We start from the raw sequence: 19,056 nt of genomic DNA on the forward strand, positions 1-19,056 counted from the left end.
GAAAAGCGCCCTAGCCACCTATTGGAACCCAGAAATTACAGCGGATTGGACCCATGAGCCGAGCCGCGTACGCAATAAAATGCGTCTGTGTTTACGAAAGCGCTTATGGAGTATGTATGACTCGTATGAATTGGTTTGAAAAGTCTCCCGGTGCAGCAAAAGCGCTGACCGGGTTACACCACTATGTAACCACCGGAACGAATCTACCTCCGGAGTTGATACATCTGGTCTTCCTTCGAGTATCACAGATCAATGGTTGCGCGTTCTGCATCGATCTTCACTCTCGCGACTTGATCAAAGGCCGCATGTCAGTTGACAAGGTGCTGCTAGTCGCGGTTTGGCATGAGGCGGAACACTTATTCTCTGATCTAGAGCGCGCTGCATTGAAGTGGGCAGAAGAGGTGACCAATGTGGGAGAAACCCATGTTTCGGACGAGGCCTACGCTGCCGCCTCCGCGGTCTTCAACGAGCGAGACTTGGTAGATTTGACTGCCACGATTGCTGCAATGAACGCTTTCAACAGGATGGGGGTTACGTTCAGACTCAAGCCTGCCGCGAAGGCGTAGCTGTCAACCGCCTAACCCTGCTAAGGAAGTCGCCAAGGTGGAGCTCGGTTTTCCGCCTTATCGGGGTGTGAAGTCAGGGTCAATTGTAGCCGCATCGCCTCGATCCACTGAATAGCGGGCACTGGGGCGAAGCGGCCTATAATGCACTGACTTCCACCAAAGGATTAATCCGTGAAAAGAACGCTGGAAGGGATGGCGCTCGCTGGTGAGCCCTTGCTACTGAAAGCTCTGGAAGCGGTCCGGGCCCATCGTGATGCGGAAACAGGTGGCGCGCCGCCTGAAGAGGTCGAGCGCCTACGCCTATTGGCGGATTCGCTATACCAAGCGGTTATCGATTACCAGTTAATCCAAGCAGGTCGGGCACCGGCTACCATTCAGTGATGGCCTTCTTAGGATGGAACCCCGATGAAGTGTAAGCCGCCGATCCTTTACCCTGACCATCCCATGTACACCAACGCCGTGGACGCTATGAAGCGTTATCACGAGGCCCAGGCTTCGGGTGAGCCGGCGAAAGAGGTGGAGCGTCTGCGGCTAATTGCCGAATCGCAGTTCCAGGCGGTAACCGACTACCAGCTTAGAGCTCTAGGTCGCCCTGGCGGTTCTGTTCACTGACCGGCTCAATCAGCTCATGGCCTTGGTTCTTAACATTCCCCACGGCCTTGCCAACTGGAAACCATCGGAAGTCTTGTGCCGGCCGGCATCCAACCTCGACAATGGCTTTCAAGCGTTCGCCTGATGTGGCTGGATCCAGCCATTCCTTAGCGGTTTCAGGCGAGAGCACCAGGGGTTTTCTGTCGTGGATGTCGACCAGGCCTTGATCAGCAGCAGCTGTGATGACAACAAATCCATCCCGCTCATCTGGCTCCAGACCCTGATGTACTTCTGCGAGTGCGGCAAAAAATAGAGGTCCGCCATCGGTGCTCGTGATGTAGTACGGCTGCTTTCGCTTCGGGTCTGCTGGATCTGGAACCCATTCGAACCAGCCATTTGCCGGCGCCAAAGCCCTTCCGTTCGGCCACAGAGCCTTGAAGAATTTTCCCATCACCACCGTCTCGGCCCGAGCATTGATCGGGTCCGGGCGTTTCCCCTTCGCCCAGAAAGGCGACCATCCCCACTTGACCCTATCCACGCTCAACCCCTCGTCTACTCTGCGGATGACCTCGACGCGGCTAGAAGGTGCCACATTGAAGCGACTGATCGGTTCATGGTCGTAACCATTGATTACGACCAGATCGAGCGATAGCTGTCGCAGGTAGTGATCCATCGACTCATAGATCGAGTACCGTCCGCACATAATTCCCCCTCTCGCCCGTCAGAATTTTCATCGCCCAGGATTGACCGAGCAGCTGATGCCGGATTTACTGTATATGCATACAGTTTGCTTCGGACCTTCCACTATGACCATCACTTTCTTGGGTACGCCAACCGGCGGTACCGAACCGCTTCCGCTGTATTCGTTTCGCGTGCCGGCCGGATTCCCGTCGCCTGCTGCGGACCACCTGGAAGGCCATATTTCCCTTGATGAGTTATTCGACCTCCGCGCGCCCCATGTGTATCTAGTGAAAGTCGAAGGCGACAGCATGCAAGGGGCAGGGATCTACTCCGGTGATATCGTCATCGTCGATCGCGGCCGCGAGGCTGAACACGGCGATGTAGTGATTGCCGCGGTTAACAGTGAGCCGGTTTGCAAGCGCCTGCACCGGCGCGATGGCGTGGTCATCTTGAAGTCCGAAAACCCGGCATATCCGCCGCGATACATTATGGAAGGCGACGAGCTCGTGATATGGGGCGTTGTGCGTTACAGCGTTCGTGACCATGCGCAGTGACCAGGTGTTTGCGCTGATTGATTGCAACTCGTTCTACGCTAGTTGCGAGCGTGTGTTTCGGCCGGACCTGGCCATGACCCCAATCGTCGTGTTGAGCAACAACGACGGCTGCGTGATTGCCAGATCCTACGACGCTAAGCCATTTGTAAAGATGGGCGAGCCGTTTTTCCAAGCGAAGGAAAAGCTGCGCCGACACGGCATCATGGCCTTCAGCAGTAACTATGCGCTCTATGGCGATATGAGCGAGCGTGTCATGACGCTGATCGAATCGATGGTGCCGGCAACAGAGGTCTACAGCATCGACGAGTGTTTCGCTGACCTTTCCGGCATTCAGGAAAACCTGACCCAGTTCGGACGAAAGCTGCGCTCGAGGATCTTCCAGTGCACGGGGATTCCTGTGGGTGTCGGGATCGCCGGAACCAAGACGCTTGCGAAACTGGCCAATCACACCGCCAAGCGCCTGCTGGCGCAGACAGGTGGCGTCGTCGACATCACCGATCCGTTCAAGCGCGATTGGGTGTTGCGCAATACCGAGGTGAAGGAAGTATGGGGCATTGGTCGGCGTATGACCGCTCACCTTGAAGCGATGGGCATCTGCACAGCCATGGACCTGGCCAAAGCTGACGCCTGGACACTTCGCCAGAAGTTCAGCGTTGTGGTTGAAAAGACGGCCCGAGAGCTCGCTGGCACACCATGCCTTGAACTTGACGAGGCCGAACCGCCGAAGCAGGAGATCTGCTGCAGTCGGATGTTCGGAAAGCGGTTGACCGAGCTGGCGCCGATCAAACAGGCCGTAGCCACTTATGTTGGCCGCGCTGCGGAGAAACTGCGGGCTCAAGGGTCAGTGTGCAAGCGCATGCGGGTCAGCATCCGCACAGGCATGTTCAATCCGGAGGAGGCGCATCACGCCCAGGGTGCGCTGGTGGAGCTTCCTTACCCAACCTGCGACACGCTGCTGATGACTCGACTGGCCACCGATGCGGTCGGGAGGATCTTCAGGCCTGGGTTCCGCTACAGCAAGGCCGAGGTGCTGCTGATGGACCTGCGGCAACCAGGTGAGTTTTCAGAGGATTTGTTCGCGCTCAAGCAATCGGTGGCATGTGACCGGCTGATGCAGGTGATGGATAACATCAATGAGCGCTGGGGGAGGGGGACGATGCGAGCCGGCAGCGTGCCGGCGACACCGGACTGGGGGATGAGGAGGGAGATGATGAGCCAATCCTACACAACGCGTATCGATCAGCTGTGGACGGTTAAATGTTGAGCTTGCCATCGGCCTGGTTGGCCGAACTCAATGACCAGCACGCACTGATAGCAGATCCTGATGGCCGGGCCACGGTGCTTACGGAATTGGCGGTATCTGCCCACCGGCGGTGTAACGTTGACGCAGACCAGTTGGCTGACATGCTGGAGTTCGCCGAGTCGGCGAGATTGTGGGCGCTCGAGCATGACCAACCATGCGGCCCGCTGCGCGTCGATCTGGGGGGGCGACGAGGCGCTGAGTGAAGCGATAGCCATCCGAGTGCGATACCAATTCTGATACCAATGATGGGGTATCGAAGGGTACTGGAGGGGCATTTAGTCCAGCAAAATCAACCCTTTATCACCGCCGAACACCCCTAAGAAATCGCATGGTGATGTTAGCGGTGGAGATCAAGAGGCTTACCTATCAATAACTTACGTGACTTCTTCGCAGCGTCGGACCAATTTCGGACCAGTCAGGAGCTTTTCCATCACCTGCCAGTCGTTGGACGAGTCAATCCAGCGCGCATGAGTCGATAAGAGCATCTGCACGCTATGCCCGAGCTGATGGGCGATAAATGCGGGGTTGAGACCAGACATTGAGCATATTGTCGCATAGGTGCGACGGCAGTTATATGGGGGCGGTATCTGATCACCGGGCCGTTGAGGGCAGGGCGCCATCAACAGCCTTCGGTGGTTGTCAACGTGCGGAAAAGATTTGCCTGCGTTCACCGAAGCGGGTTTATCAGCTCGGCGCCCTGGTTACGCACATTCCCCACGGCGATATCCACTCGGTACCACTCGAAGGCTTCGGCCGGCTCACCCAGGTTGAGCACCAGTTGTTCCGCGTGCTCGCTCGGCATTGCTACAGCGATCCATTCGTACGCCAGTTCTGGTGACAACACGACCGGCCGGCGGTCGTGAACGTCGACCATTCCGCCCTGGGCGTCGGCGGTAATGATGACGAACCCGTCGTGCTCGGTACCGGTGAACTGGCCGATCGAGGCGCAAAGTGCAGGGCCCCCATCCTGGCGGCGGATGTAGTACGGCTGCTTCTTCGGCCCACCTTCATCAACCCATTCGTACCAGCCGTCGATGGGGGTGATGGCTCGGTATGGCCAGATCGCCCGAAAGAATGGGCCATGGGCCACCTTCTCGACCCGCGCGTTGATCGGCGCAGCGCGGTCGTTCGCCCAGTGTGGTCGCCATCCCCACCTCACCAGGTCCGCTCGTGGGCCTGTGTCATCTGTCCGCAGTACCGCCACCGGCGTGGTCGGCGCGATGTTGTACCGGCCAAGTGGCTGGTCGCCGACGTTGTTCCGCCAGGCCTCTGGCAGGCTCAGGGTTTCAACGAAGTCGTGGATGCCACGGTACTGGCTGAGCCTTCCGCACATATTCGCTTCCTCCGAAACCTTGAGCATAGGCCAGGGCATGGTGCTTCAGGCACATGGCTGCTGAGGCGCCGGGCATGGAAGAAACGACCCTGATCGGATGCGTCACGTTTTTGGAACAGCAATTGCTTTGACCCTGAGGCATTGATCATTCGGAGAACGCAAAAATGACTCAGGATGACCGCTATTACATGGTCTTCGTTGTGGTTGCCGTACTGCTCCTGGATCTTGTGGCGACACTGGTGTTCCTGAAGGCCATTGCCTGACCCCCGATTGTGGGCTCAGTCTTCCCCGTAATCGGGGCAACAACGCAACGAAAATCCGCTTTGGGGCGGGTATTGTTCGCGCGCTGGCGGGTTCATGGCCATACGGCGAAAGTATCTTCGTGGTGAAAGCCGCCTTGAAACCGATATAGCAAACAATCATATGGCCTGGCTGACGTCGAGCAGTAACATGGGCTGACAAAAACGAAAAAGGTGCATGCGGCTTGGCAACACTTTCCCAAGTTACTCGATGGGGCGGCAGGAGCGTGTCGCGTGAAGACTTCAAGGTCGGTAGCAGGTGCAATACTGATGTCCACCTTCGCCACACTGTTCATGGCGGGCTGTGCACATGACCCCGATGTGCGTGCGGGCCATGGCTATGCGGCCGGGGCCACGGAAAGAAGTACGCCGGCGTACCTGGGATGCGTAAAAGGCGAACTTCAAGGAAATGTGAAAACCTATCAGGTCGATGGCGATAACGCGGTCAGGCTGTTCGTCGATAGCACCGACCCCGACAAGGCGGGTGGCCTGGTCGAGGTGCGGGGCACGGGTACCCAGCGCCAGTTCGCGGCGTATCAACGTGATGCCTGGTACGACCATGGCAGGCTGCTGGACGCCGCGCTGATGTGTTCAAAAGCATGATCAACTGACCCTCGAGAACAAAAAGCCCGCCCTCGAGAGCGGGCTTTTTGCATTTGCCGACCCCAGCCGCAATAATCCGCTCATTTGAATGGAGAAAACCAGGTTGGAAGCAAGAAGCGTAGTCGCTGAAATGTTCATTGGAATGCCGACGCATTTCTGGGTGTTGCCGGTTGCCGGCCTGATCGCCTGGTTCGGCCTGAAATGGGCCGAGCAATCCGATAACCGCGGCACCATGCTGCGGACCGTGACCTACCTGCTGCTCATCGCGCTGGCGGTGTTGCCCAACGGCTTTTATGCGCTGTTTCCCCCGTCGCCCGACATGCCCGAGCTGTTGTTGAATCGTGAACCGCTACCCAACTACGAAGGCCGCTTCTACCTGGATGCGTTCTACGTGTTCAGTGGCTGGGCACTGAGCAAGGTAGCCAAGCTCAAGTTCAACTAGGAAACCGCTGAACGAGTCGCTCAAGGCCAGACTGAGCGGCCGACATGTCTCATGTTGCTCGATAAGCCGCCTTGTTGGCGGGCTTACATGCCCAGGCTAAAGTTTAACCTTTCGTCAGAGCTTGGAATAAATACGATTTTTTCGCATTTATCAAGATGTTGGCGCAGCTACTTTTCAACTAATACCTTCCTCTTATGACCAACTTTTACTTACGCCATTCTGCAGTGAGTAAGGGGCTAATTCAAAAGTATTAGTTCAAGTCGGTTGTTGCAAGCCTTGGTGGTGAGGCGCATCGCAACAGACCTTCCTGAAATATTTTAAACCCTCTGGAATTTTATGTGGGGCGTGCTATTTCTGGATATACGCGTGCGATCGCCCGGTCGTGCTGTTGACAAAAGGACTGTCAGGTATGTCGATTCAGGCCAAGGTGTCCCCCCTCACCCAAAGTGTTACTTCTGCCGCCCCCATAGCAATCCCCGACAATGGAATCCTGACGCTTACTCAGAGCAGTAACATTGTTCTGGATATCGCTCCGGAAAGTGTGGCGGGCTACACGAAAAGTGGGGCCGATCTGATCGTGCAACTGAAGTCTGGCGAAAGCCTGCGCATTGCCAACTTCTATGTCGAGGGGCAGCCTGTAAGCCAGTTGTACCTGGTAGACCGGGACAAACTGCTTGCCGTCGACCTGCCACCCGTCGCTGCCGATGGGCCGCTGGTGGCGGGTTATGTGCCCCAGGACACGCTGGCCGGGTTCGAGTCGCTCACTGGCAACGACGGTACCATTGCCGGGCTCAGCCCCGGTGGTGCACTTTTGGCTGGTGCCGCGATCATTGGCGGCGGCGTCGCTATCGCCAACAGCAACGGTGGCGGTGGTGGTGGTGGTGGTGGTGGTGGCAGTGACGGCAGTGTGCCGCCTGACACCACGGCCCCAGCGCCGGCCAGCGGACTGCAGATTGCCCCGGATGGCAGCAGCATCAGCGGTACGGCCGAGCCGGGCGCCACCGTGGGCATCGACAGCAACGGCGACGGGCAAACCGACATCAGCGTGGTGGTCGGCCCCGATGGCAAATTCCAGATCCCGCTGAATCCGCCACTGACCAACGGCGAAACGGTTACCGTGGTGGTGACCGATCCTGCCGGCAACAGCAGCCCGCCCGCGACCGTGCAGGCCCCTGACTTCCCCGATGCGCCCCAGATCAACCCGAGCAACGGCTCCAGCCTAAGCGGCACGGCCGCGCCTGGCAGCACCGTGGTGCTCACCGACGGCGACGGCAACCCCATCGGCCAGACTACAGCCGACGGCAACGGCAACTGGTCGTACACACCCGATAGCCCACTGCCCGATGGCACCGTGGTCAAAGCAGTGGTAGTGGATGCCGCCGGTAACAGCGGCCCGCCCGCCAGCATCATCGTCGACGGCGTGGCGCCAGCGGCACCCGTGATCAACCCGAGCAATGGTTCCGAACTCAGCGGTACCGCCGAGCCGAACAGCACCGTGACCCTCACTGATGGCAGCGGTAACCCGATCGGCCAGGTGACGGCCGATGGCAACGGCAACTGGAGCTACACCCCCGCGACACCGCTGCCCGATGGTACCGTGGTCAACGCGGTGGCCCAGGATGCGGCTGGCAATACCAGCGCGCAGGGCAGCACCACCGTGGATGGCGTGGCGCCGGGCGCTCCCACCATCAATCTGAGCGACGGCAGCACCCTCAGCGGCACCGCCGAGCCGAACAGCACCGTAACCCTCACTGATGGCAGCGGTAACCCGATCGGCCAGGTGACAGCCGATGGCAGTGGCAACTGGAGCTACACACCCACCACACCGTTGCCTGACGGTACCGTGATCAACGTGGTGGCCCAGGATGCAGCGGGCAACACCAGCGCTCCGACGAGCACGACTGTGGATGCGCAGGCCCCGGCTGCACCAGTGGTCAACCCTAGCAATGGCACCACGATCAGTGGTACCGCCGAACCGGGCAGCACCGTCACCCTGACCGATGCCGGCGGCAACCCGATCGGCCAGGTCACCGCCGACGGTAGTGGCAACTGGAGTTTCACACCGGGCAGCCCGTTACCCAACGGCACCGTGGTGAACGCCACCGCGACCGACGCGACCGGCAATACCAGCGCTCCATCGACCACCACAGTGGACTCGGTAGCCCCGGCCGCACCAGTGGTCGAACCAAGCAACGGCAGCGAAATCAGCGGTACCGCCGAGCCTGGCAGCACCATTACCCTGACCGACGGCAGCGGCAACCCGATCGGCCAGACCACCGCCGACGGTAGCGGCAACTGGTCGTTCACGCCAGGCACACCGTTACCGGATGGCACCGTGGTCAATGCCACGGCGACCGACCCGGCCGGCAATACCAGCGGGCAGGGCAGCACCACCGTGGATGGCGTGGCCCCGGGCGTGCCCACCATCGACCTCAGCAACGGCAGCAGCCTCAGCGGCACCGCCGAGCCGAACAGCACCGTGACCCTCACCGACGGCAGCGGTAACCCCATTGGCGAGGTGACCGCCGACGGCAGCGGCAACTGGACATTCACCCCAGCCACGCCGCTGCCCAATGGCACCGTGGTCAATGCCACGGCGAGCGACCCGGCCGGCAACACCAGTCCGGCAGCGACGGTCACCGTCGATTCCAGCGCGCCGGCTGCACCGGCAATCAATGCAACCAATGGCACCACGATCAGCGGTACCGCCGAACCCGGCAGCACCGTCACCCTGACCGATGCCGGCGGCAACCCGATCGGCCAGGTCACCGCCGATGGCAGCGGCAACTGGAGTTTCGCTCCTGGTACACCGCTGGCCAACGGTACCGTAATCATCGCCACCGCGACCGACGTGACCGGCAATACCAGCGCTCCATCGACCACCACAGTGGACTCGGTAGCCCCGGCCGCACCAGTGGTCGAACCAAGCAACGGCAGCGAAATCAGCGGTACCGCCGAGCCTGGCAGCACCATTACCCTGACCGACGGCAGCGGCAACCCGATCGGCCAGACCACCGCCGACGGTAGCGGCAACTGGTCGTTCACGCCAGGCACACCGTTACCGGATGGCACCGTGGTCAATGCCACGGCGACCGACCCGGCCGGCAATACCAGCGGGCAGGGCAGCACCACCGTGGATGGCGTGGCCCCGGGCGTGCCCACCATCGACCTCAGCAACGGCAGCAGCCTCAGCGGCACCGCCGAGCCGAACAGCACCGTGACCCTCACCGACGGCAGCGGTAACCCCATTGGCGAGGTGACCGCCGACGGCAGCGGCAACTGGACATTCACCCCAGCCACGCCGCTGCCCAATGGCACCGTGGTCAATGCCACGGCGAGCGACCCGGCCGGCAACACCAGTCCGGCAGCGACGGTCACCGTCGATTCCAGCGCGCCGGCTGCACCGGCAATCAATGCAACCAATGGCACCACGATCAGCGGTACCGCCGAACCCGGCAGCACCGTCACCCTGACCGATGCCGGCGGCAACCCGATCGGCCAGGTCACCGCCGATGGCAGCGGCAACTGGAGTTTCGCTCCCGGTACACCGTTGGCCAACGGTACTGTAATCATCGCCACGGCAACCGACCCGACCGGCAACACCGGTCCGCAGGCCGCCACCACGGTGGACTCGGTAGCCCCGGCCGCACCAGTGGTCGAACTGAGCAACGGCAGCGAAATCAGCGGTACCGCCGAGCCTGGCAGCACCATCACCCTGACCGATGGCAGCGGCAACCCGATCGGCCAGACCACTGCCGACGGCAGCGGCGACTGGAGCTTCACTCCCGGTACGCCGCTGGCCGACGGAACCGTGATAAACGCCACGGCGACCGACCCGGCCGGCAATACCAGCGGGCCGACCAGCACCACCGTGGACGGCGTGGCCCCGGGCGTACCTACCATCAATCTCAGCAACGGCAGCAGTCTTAGCGGCACCGCCGAGCCGAACAGCACAGTGACCCTCACCGACGGCAGCGGTAATCCGATTGGTGAAGTCACCGCCGACGGCAGCGGCAACTGGACATTCACCCCAGCCACGCCGCTGCCCAATGGCACCGTAGTCAATGCCACGGCGAGCGACCCGGCTGGCAACACCAGCCCGGCAGCGACGGTCACCGTCGACTCCAGTGCGCCGGCTGCTCCGGTAATCAATCCAACCAACGGCGTGACCATCAGCGGTACTGCCGAAGCGGGCGCCACCGTCACCCTGACTGACCTCGGCGGCAACCCGATCGCCCAAGTCACCGCCGACGGCAGTGGCAACTGGAGTTTCACCCCCGGTACACCGCTGGCCAACGGTACCGTAATCATCGCCACGGCAACCGACCCGACCGGCAACACCGGTCCGCAGGCCGCCACCACCGTGGACTCGGTAGCCCCGGCCGCACCAGTGGTCGAACCAAGCAACGGCAGCGAAATCAGTGGCACCGCAGAGCCGGGCAGCACCGTCATCCTGACCGATGGCAGCGGCAACCCCATCGGCGAAACCACCGCCGACGGCAACGGCGACTGGAGCTTCACTCCCGGTACACCGCTGGCCAACGGCACGGTGGTCAATGCCGTGGCCCAGGACCCGGCCGGCAACACCGGCCCGCAGGGCAGCACCACGGTGGATTCGATCGCACCCGCCGCGCCAGTGGTGAACCCGAGCAACGGCGCCGTGATCAACGGTACTGCCGAACCGAACAGCACCGTGACCCTCACCGATGGCAATGGTGATCCGATTGGCGAGGCCACCACTGACGGTAGCGGCAACTGGACATTCACACCAGGCACACAACTGCCCGATGGCACCGTGGTCAACGCCACGGCGACCGATGCCGCCGGCAATACTGGTGCTCCAGGTAGCACCACGGTGGACTCGTCGCTGCCGTCGATTCCGCAGGTCGATCCGAGTAACGGCTCGGTGATCAGCGGTACCGCTGATGCCGGTAACACCATTATCCTCACCGATGGCAACGGCAACCCGATCGGCCAGGTCACCGCCGACGGCAGCGGTAACTGGTCGTTCACACCTGGCGTACCGCTGCCCGATGGCACCGTGGTCAACGCGGTGGCGCGCAACCCCGGAGGGATCGATAGTGCGCCAGCGGTCATTACCGTGGACGGCGTGGCACCGGCCGCGCCGGTGGTCGAGCCGAGCAATGGCACGGAAATCAGTGGTACTGCCGAAGCCGGCGCAACTGTCATCCTCACCGACGGCGTCGGCAACCCGATAGGGCAGACTACCGCCGATGGCAGCGGCAACTGGTCGTTCACGCCTGGTACACCGCTGGCCAACGGCACAGTCATCAATGCCGTCGCCCAGGACCCGGCCGGCAATACCAGCGGGCCGGCCAGCGTCACCGTTGACGCCATCGCGCCGGCCGCACCGATCATCAACCCGAGCAATGGGGTGGTGATCAGTGGTACCGCCGAAGCCGGAGCCGAGGTAATCCTTACCGACGGTAGCGGCAACCCGATCGGCCAGACGACCGCCGATGGCAGTGGCAACTGGGCCTTCACGCCTTCGCCTGCGCTGGGCAACGGCACGGTGATCAACGCCGTGGCCCAGGACCCGTCCGGCAACACCAGCGGGCCGACCAGCGCCACCGTTGACGCCGTCGCGCCGGCCGCACCGGTCATCAACCCGAGCAACGGGGTGGTGATCAGTGGTACCGCTGAGGCCGGGGCCAGGGTGATCCTCACCGACGGCAGCGGCAACCCGATCGGCCAGACGACTGCCGACGGCAGCGGCAACTGGTCGTTCACGCCCGGTACGCCGCTGGTCAATGGCACGGTCATCAATGCCGTGGCCCTGGACGCCGCTGGCAACACCAGCACCCCACAAGTCAGCACCACGGTGGATGCGGTAGCCCCTGGCCAGCCGACGATCGAGCCGAGCAACGGTACCGAGATCAGTGGTACCGCTGAAGCCGGCGCCAGGGTGATCCTCACCGATGGCAGCGGCAACCCAATCGGCCAGACCACGGCCGATGGCAGTGGCAACTGGTCGTTCACGCCTGGTACACCGCTGGCCAACGGCACAGTCATCAATGCCGTCGCCCAGGACGCTGCCGGCAATACCAGCGGGCCGACCAGCGCCACCGTCGATGCCATCGCCCCGACCGCACCGACTATCGAGCCGAGCAATGGTGTAGTGCTCACGGGTACCGCTGAGCCTGGCGCCACCGTCATCCTCACCGACGGTAGCGGCAACCCGATCGGCGAGACGACCGCCGACGGCAGTGGCGACTGGAGCTTCACCCCGGCCACGCCGCTGGCCAATGGCACCGTGGTCACCGCAGTGGCCGAGGACGCCGCCGGCAATACCAGTGGCCCGGCCAGTACCACGGTCGACACGGTGGCGCCGTCGGCGCCGCTGCTGAGCATCAGTGCCGACGGTGCGCTGCTGACCGGTACCGCCGAGCCGAACAGCCAGGTGCGCCTCGTGATCGACGGCGATACCGCCAACCCGATCACGGTGAATGTCGACGGCAGCGGCAACTTCAGCCTGCCGTTGGCACCACCCCTGATCACCGGCGAGTTGATCAGCGGGGTCACCGCCGACGCTGCCGGCAACCTCAGCGGCCCGGCGACGATCAACGCGCCGGACCTGGCACCGCCGACCATCAGCGTGCCGGAGGCAGCCGATACCTGGATCAACGCTGCCGAGATCAGCGATGGCATCCAGGTCGACGTGACGATCCGCCCGACCATGCAGGTAGGCCAGGTTATCACCGTCGCCTTCGCCGGGCAGAACGGCTACGAGACCCAGACAACGCACACCATCACAGCTGGCGATATCCTGGCCGGCAGCGTCACCGTGACCATTCCCCCTGGTAGTGGCATGGGGCCGTTCCCGGAGGGCGCTTCTACCGTCACTGCGGACATCAATGGCGGTACTGCCTCGACCGCGGTGCCGTTCACCGTCGACACCATCCCGCCTGCGACCCCGGTGCTGTCGCTGGTGGGCAGCATCCTGACCATCTCGACCGATCCGGGAACCGAACTGACGGTCGAAGTGGACATCGGCGGCGTCACTGCCACCGCCACGGTGACTGCCGACAACAGCGGGCTGGCTTCGCTGAACCTGCTCACCGACCTGGACATCGACCTTACCCTGGACCAGTTGCTCAATGCCCAGGTCTCGGTCACCGGCGAGGATCCGGCCGGCAACCCGAGCAATGTGGCAACCATCGGTGTCGGCAGCAGCATCGAGCAGCCAGTCACCATCGGTAACTTCGGTGTCGATGTCAGCCTCAACCCGCTGAACCCGCGGTTCGGTTTCAGCGGTACCACCGAGCCGGACTCCAGCGTGGTGATCCGTGTCATCACCCCGGCGCTGAACGTCGAGCTGCTGCCGATCCAGGCGGACAGCTCGGGCAACTTCTCGCTGAACCTGCTGAGCCCGACCGTCCTCACCCAGCTGGGGCTGAACATCACCGATATCCTCAACCTCGGTTCGCAGATCTCGTTCAACATCGTCGCCACCGATACCAATGGCAACGACAGCTCGGCCTACGGCATCACCCTGACCCCCAACGGGCTGTCGCTGAATATCGGCCAGATCGACGTCAACGGCACCTCGGGGGACGATGTCATGTCCGGGGCGAGCGGCAGTTCGGAACACATCAATGGAGGTGATGGCAACGACCTGATCTTCAACGTGGGGACCGGTGATCACGTGGTGGCGGGCAACGGCAACGATGCCATCCAGATCACCGCGACCAACTTCGTCAGCATCGACGGCGGCGCCGGCTTCGACACGTTGGTCCTGGCCGACGGCATCGACCTCGACTACAACGCCGTCGGCGTCGGCACGCTCTCCAACATCGAGCGTATCGATCTCGGCAAGGGCGACTCGGGGAGCGTGCTGACCCTGACCGCAGCGGAGGTCGACGCCATCACCGATGCCAACAACGTGCTGCAGATTACCGGCGAGAGCAACGACACCCTCAACGTGGTGGGTGCCGTGAACACCGGGACCACGCAGCAGCTCAACGGCATTACCTACGATGTCTACAACTTTGGCAGCAGTACCCTGCTGATCGAGGACAACACGGTACAGGTCGTGGTCTGATGCGCGGCTTGTCCGTGCTCAAGGGGAGGCGCCGTGGCGCGGGAGCCCTGTGGCTTCTGTGCCTCGGGCTGCCGTTGTCCGCCCCGGCCATCCCGCTCGACCAGGCGGTGCGGGCAGGGTTGGCGATCCACCCGCAGGTGCGTTCGGCGATGGCCGAGGCGGACCGGGCGGGCACCGAGGTTGAGATCGCCAAGGGCGGCTATTACCCCTCTGTCACCATGTCCGGGGGGCCGCAGGAGTTCGACGTCGGCGAGGTCGTCTACGACGTCACCGTATCGCAGATGCTGTATGACTGGGGACGGGTGACGAGCAAGGTCGACAGCGCCAGCGCCACCCAGCGCAAGCTGTCCGAGGCGGTGCTGGTGGCGCGCGACGATGCGGCGCTGGATATAGTCGAAACCTACCTCGACGTGCTTGCCTCGGAACGCCGGGTGGAGACGGTACGCCAGCACATCCAGCGGCTGGACGGCATCCGCGAGATGACCCAGGCACGCGGTAACGACGGTTACGCCGACCGCAGCGAACTGGACCGCGCCAACCTCGAACTGGCGCGTGCCCAGGAACAGCTGTCGCTGGAGAAGGGCAACCTGCAGGACGCGCGCAACCAGTACGCGATCCTGGTTGGCCAGGACCCCTCCGAGCTGGTGGAGCCCGAGCCGATGTCGCTGCAGCGCTACCTGGCTGCCAGCGACATGACGCGGGTGATCCGCGAGTCGCCGTTGCAGCGCAAGGCGTTGGAGGACGCCAATGTTGCCGAGGCGCAAGTCCGCGAGGCCAAGGCTTCGTTGCTGCCGCAGTTGAACCTGGAGGCCTCCGCGTTGCGCCGGGAGATCGGCGGTCGCCCGGAAAGCGACTCGGTGATGTCGCTGCGCTTTCGCATGGACACCTTCCAGGGGCTTTCCAACTTCCGTCGGCCGACTGCTGCGCAACAGCGACTGGAGTCGGCGCGATGGACGGCCGATGCGATGCAGCGCGACATCCGCCGGCAGCTGCAGACGCTGTTCGACAACGGTGACACGTTGCGCTGGCGGGAACAGTCGCTGAGCCAGCAGGTGACGGAGTCGGAGCAGGTTGGCGAGCTGTACCGCGAGCAATTCGAGGTTGGCCGGCGCGATGTGATCGACTTGCTCAATGTGCAGCGCGAGCGCTTCGAGGCCGAGCGGCAATTGATCAATCTGCATATCGAGCGCAAGCGCATCGAGTACCGGGCGGCCGCGCAGGTCGGGCTGTTGGGGGCACTACTGGAGAACCGGTTGAATCATGGAAGTTGAACAATCCCCGGACAATGTTGTGAGCCTGAACCACGACGACCCGCTGCGCCAGGGCCTGCTGCTGCTGTGCCGACAACTGGGCCGGCCGCTGGGCGATGCCGAGCTGGTCGACGGCCTTGCGCTGGAGCACGGACGCCTGCCGCTGCGCCTGGTCTCCCGCGCCCTGCGCCGCGCCGACATCACCGCCAGGGTCGCGGAGCTGCCGTTGCGGCAAATGGATGCCTACCTGCTGCCGGCCCTGCTGTTGCTCGGCGATGGCCGCAGCCTGCTGCTGGTTGGCGTAGAGGGTGAGCAGTATGAGGTACTGGTACCGCACAGCGACGGCGGCCGCGAGTGCATGACGCTGCCTGCTCTGGAGGCGCTTTACAGCGGCTCGGCGGTGTTCGCCAAGTGCCGCTACCGCCCCGATGGGCGGGTGGGCGACTACGCCAGCGGCCTGCCGGAGCACTGGTTCTTCGGGCCGCTCAAGCGGCTCTGGCGCTCCTATGCCGAAGTCACGGCGGCCGCCCTGGTGGCCAACGTCCTGGCTGTCGCCTCGGCGCTGTTCGCCATGCAGGTTTACGACCGTGTGGTGCCCAACGCGGCTTTCGATACCCTATGGATACTTGCCAGCGGCGTGGCCCTGGCGATCATCGTCGACGGGGTACTGCGGATTCTTCGCGGGCACCTGCTGAACGTACTTGGCAAGCGCCTGGACCTGCAGTTGTCGAGCCTGCTGTTCGGGCGCGTGCTCAGCACCCGGATCGCCGCCAAGCCGGCGTCGATGGGAGCGTTCAGTACCCAGGTGCGTGAGTTCGAGTCGGTCCGCGAGTTCTTCACTTCCTCCAGCGCCGCACTGATCAGCGACCTGCCGTTCGTGGCGATCTTCCTGTTGATCATTGCCGTGATCGGTGGCCATGTGGTCTGGGTGCCGCTGGTGGCCTGTGTGTTGATGCTGCTGCCGGGGCTGCTGACCCAGCGCCTGCTGGGGCACCTGTCACGGCAGAACCTGCGCGAGGGTGCGATGAAGAACAGCGTGCTGCTGGAAGCCTTCGAACACCTTGAGACGGTCAAGGCCGCGCGTGCCGAGGGCCGCTGCCGCCAGCAGTGGGAGATGCTCACCGGGGAACTGGCCGGTACCGCAATGAAGACCCACGCCCTGGCCTCGACCCTCAGCTATTCGGCGAGCATCGTCCAGCAGTTGTGCTACGTCGGGGTGGTGGTGTTCGGCGTCTACCGGATTAGCGACGGCGCGATGACCGTCGGCGCCCTGGTGGCCTGTTCAATCCTGGCCTCGCGGGCCATCGCTCCGCTGTCCCAGGCTGCCGCCATCCTTGGCCGTTGGCAACATACCAAGGTGGCCCTGGAGGGCCTCGACCAGCTGATGTCCGCCGAGCAGGAGCGGCCCGCCGGCAAGCGCTTCGTGCACCGCGACCGGCTGCACGGGCATTACCGCCTGGAGGCGCTGCGCCTGGCCCATGGCGACAGCCCACCGGTGGTCGATGTGCATGCGTTGAACATCCAGGCCGGCGAGCGGGTGGCGCTGCTCGGCGGCAACGGCGCCGGCAAGTCGACCCTGCTGCGGCTGCTCAGTGGCCTGCTCGACGCGCAATCCGGCCGGCTGCTGCTGGACGACATCGCTTTGAGCCAGCTCGACCCGGCCGACCGCCAGCGTGGTATCGGTTACTTGCCGCAGGATGTGGCGCTGTTCCACGGCAGCCTGCGGGAAAACCTCAACCTGGCGAATGCCGCGCTGGGCGACGAGGAATTGCTGGAGGCCCTCGATGGCGTGGGGCTGGGTACTTTCGTACGCTCCCACCCGCTGGGGCTGGACATGCCGATCCAGGGCAACGCCAGCCTCTCCGGCGGCCAGCGCCAGGCGGTGGGGTTGGCCCGGGTACTGCTGCAGGACCCGCCTATCCTGCTGCTCGACGAGCCGACCGCAGCCTTCGACCAGAACAGCGAGAAACAGGTCATCGACTACCTGCAGAAATGGCTGGGCCGGCGAACCTTGATCATCACCACCCACAAGAAAAGCGTCTTGGCCCTGGTGGACCGTGCAGTGGTGCTGCGCAACGGCCAGGTGATCATGGACGGCCCGCTGAACCAGGTAGTGCTGGGCAACCAGGTGCAGGCGCCACAGGTCGCCGAAGGAGCCGGCCATGGCAGCTGAAAATAGTTCTGTAGTGTTGCGTCGGCAACTGGCCGACCCCTTGCTGGCAACCACTCACCCGGTGTATCGCCCGCTGCTCTGGACCCTGCTCGGCAGCGTCCTGCTGTTCGTCGCCTGGGCCGCCTGGGCCGAGCTCGATGAAGTGACGCGCGGCGACGGGCGTGTGGTGCCGTTCAGCCGCATCCAGAAGATCCAGAGCCTGGAAGGGGGCATTCTCGACCGCCTGCTGGTGCAGGAGGGCGACCTGGTGGAGGTTGGCCAGCCGCTTCTGCGCCTGGACGAGACACGCTTTCTGACCAATTTCCAGGAGTCGGCCAACCAGGCCGGCGTGCTGCGGGCGGCCATTGCCCGGCTGGACGCCGAGGTACTGGGCAAGGCGGCCATCGAGTTCCCGCCAGACATCGACCCGCAAGGGCCGCTGGCGCGTTCCGAGCGCGAGTTGTTCAAGTCGCGGCGGGACAAACTGCTCGAAGGTAGCCAGGCAATCCAGCGGCAGATCAGCCTGGCCCAGAGCCAGCTCGACCTGGTCCGCCCGCTGGTAGCCAAGCGTGCGGTGAGCCAGATGGAGGCGCTGCGGCTGAGCCAGGACATCGCTACCCTCAACGGCAAGCTGACCGAGCTGAAGAGCAGCTACTTCCAGGACGCCTACACCGAGCGCTCACAGCGCAAGGCCGACCTCAGTGCCCTGGAGCCGATTGTCCAGCAGCGCCAGGACCAGCTGCGCCGCACCGGGATCGTTTCGCCGGTGCGTGGGCGGGTCAACACCGTGTTGATCAATACCCGTGGCGGGGTGATCCAGCCCGGCGAGGCGATCATGGAAGTGATTCCGGTAGAGGACCGCCTGCTGGTAGAAGCCAGGATCAAGCCGCGCGACGTGGCCTTCCTGGTGCCGGGCATGCCGGCCAAGGTGAAGATTACCGCCTATGACTTCAGCATCTATGGCGACCTCAAGGGCACCCTGGAGCAGATCAGCGCCGACACCATCGAGGAGGACACGCCTCACGGCAAGGAGTCGTACTACCAGGTGCTGATCCGCACTGACGGCAGCCAGCTCAAGCGCGGTGAGGAGGTGCTGCCGATCATCCCCGGCATGGTTGCCGAAGTGGATATTCTCAGTGGCAAGCGCAGCGTGCTCAATTACTTGCTGCGCCCGCTGATCAAGGCCCGTCTCTACTGAGCCGGGGCATCAGGAACGGGAA

At 63.1% G+C, this 19,056-nt stretch carries 13 protein-coding genes and 1 pseudogene; 11 read left to right on the forward strand and 3 right to left on the reverse strand.

Features of this window, described 5'->3' with window-relative positions:
* Nucleotides 1-116: 116 nt before the first annotated feature.
* From CAF92_RS01825 to CAF92_RS27565, 3 genes are all read left to right on the forward strand, one after another.
* Entirely contained in the window at nt 117-566 is a 450-nt protein-coding gene (locus tag CAF92_RS01825; protein ID WP_019097713.1) for a carboxymuconolactone decarboxylase family protein, read from the forward strand.
* A gap of 171 nt (nt 567-737) precedes the next feature.
* Nucleotides 738-947, forward strand: a complete 210-nt coding sequence (locus CAF92_RS01830; protein WP_019097712.1) for a hypothetical protein — start codon at nt 738-740, stop codon at nt 945-947.
* A 24-nt stretch (nt 948-971) separates the two neighbouring features.
* The gene (locus CAF92_RS27565; RefSeq protein WP_085598793.1) at nt 972-1,178 is read left to right on the forward strand and encodes a hypothetical protein; all 207 of its coding nucleotides are present in this window, start codon (nt 972-974) and stop codon (nt 1,176-1,178) included.
* Here CAF92_RS27565 and CAF92_RS01840 read toward each other — a convergent pair.
* Nucleotides 1,141-1,860, reverse strand: coding sequence for an SOS response-associated peptidase family protein (locus CAF92_RS01840; protein WP_085598795.1), 720 nt, complete (start codon nt 1,858-1,860; stop codon nt 1,141-1,143). The genes CAF92_RS27565 and CAF92_RS01840 overlap by 38 nt on opposite strands.
* Nucleotides 1,861-1,963: 103 nt before the next feature.
* Here CAF92_RS01840 and CAF92_RS01845 point away from each other — a divergent pair, with 103 nt between their 5' ends.
* On the forward strand, nt 1,964-2,392 hold the full coding sequence (locus CAF92_RS01845; RefSeq protein WP_061305543.1) for a LexA family transcriptional regulator: 429 nt from the start codon (nt 1,964-1,966) through the stop codon (nt 2,390-2,392).
* Nucleotides 2,382-3,656: a Y-family DNA polymerase gene (locus CAF92_RS01850; protein ID WP_085598797.1), complete on the forward strand. Its 1,275-nt coding sequence runs from the start codon at nt 2,382-2,384 to the stop codon at nt 3,654-3,656. Before CAF92_RS01845 ends, CAF92_RS01850 begins: the two co-directional genes overlap by 11 nt.
* Nucleotides 3,657-4,069: 413 nt before the next feature.
* Here CAF92_RS01850 and CAF92_RS27570 read toward each other — a convergent pair.
* Both CAF92_RS27570 and CAF92_RS01865 read right to left on the reverse strand, forming a co-directional pair.
* Nucleotides 4,070-4,284 (reverse strand): annotated as a pseudogene (locus tag CAF92_RS27570) (site-specific integrase); the annotation flags it as partial.
* Between the two features lie 78 nt (nt 4,285-4,362).
* On the reverse strand, nt 4,363-5,028 hold the full coding sequence (locus CAF92_RS01865) for an SOS response-associated peptidase (RefSeq protein WP_085598801.1): 666 nt from the start codon (nt 5,026-5,028) through the stop codon (nt 4,363-4,365).
* 569 nt (nt 5,029-5,597) lie between these two features.
* Here CAF92_RS01865 and CAF92_RS01870 point away from each other — a divergent pair.
* The 6 genes from CAF92_RS01870 (at nt 5,598) to CAF92_RS01895 (ending at nt 19,034) form a co-directional block, all read left to right on the forward strand.
* A complete protein-coding gene (locus CAF92_RS01870) occupies nt 5,598-5,930 on the forward strand; it encodes a hypothetical protein (RefSeq protein WP_085598802.1) in 333 nt (110 codons plus the stop codon).
* Nucleotides 5,931-6,060: 130 nt separating this feature from the next.
* Nucleotides 6,061-6,372: a hypothetical protein gene (locus CAF92_RS01875; RefSeq protein ID WP_046617246.1), complete on the forward strand. Its 312-nt coding sequence runs from the start codon at nt 6,061-6,063 to the stop codon at nt 6,370-6,372.
* A gap of 409 nt (nt 6,373-6,781) precedes the next feature.
* The gene (locus tag CAF92_RS01880) at nt 6,782-14,434 is read left to right on the forward strand and encodes an Ig-like domain-containing protein (protein ID WP_085598804.1); all 7,653 of its coding nucleotides are present in this window, start codon (nt 6,782-6,784) and stop codon (nt 14,432-14,434) included.
* A complete protein-coding gene (locus tag CAF92_RS01885) occupies nt 14,434-15,705 on the forward strand; it encodes a TolC family protein (protein ID WP_085598806.1) in 1,272 nt (423 codons plus the stop codon). Before CAF92_RS01880 ends, CAF92_RS01885 begins: the two co-directional genes overlap by 1 nt.
* A complete protein-coding gene (locus CAF92_RS01890; RefSeq protein ID WP_085598808.1) occupies nt 15,695-17,857 on the forward strand; it encodes a type I secretion system permease/ATPase in 2,163 nt (720 codons plus the stop codon). The genes CAF92_RS01885 and CAF92_RS01890 overlap by 11 nt, the downstream gene beginning before the upstream one ends.
* Entirely contained in the window at nt 17,847-19,034 is a 1,188-nt protein-coding gene (locus CAF92_RS01895; protein ID WP_085598810.1) for an HlyD family efflux transporter periplasmic adaptor subunit, read from the forward strand. The genes CAF92_RS01890 and CAF92_RS01895 overlap by 11 nt, the downstream gene beginning before the upstream one ends.
* Nucleotides 19,035-19,056: the final 22 nt, after the last annotated feature.

Origin of the sequence: Pseudomonas sp. B10(2017), assembly GCF_002113295.1 — a bacterium.
GTDB classification, from domain to species: domain Bacteria; phylum Pseudomonadota; class Gammaproteobacteria; order Pseudomonadales; family Pseudomonadaceae; genus Aquipseudomonas; species Aquipseudomonas pudica.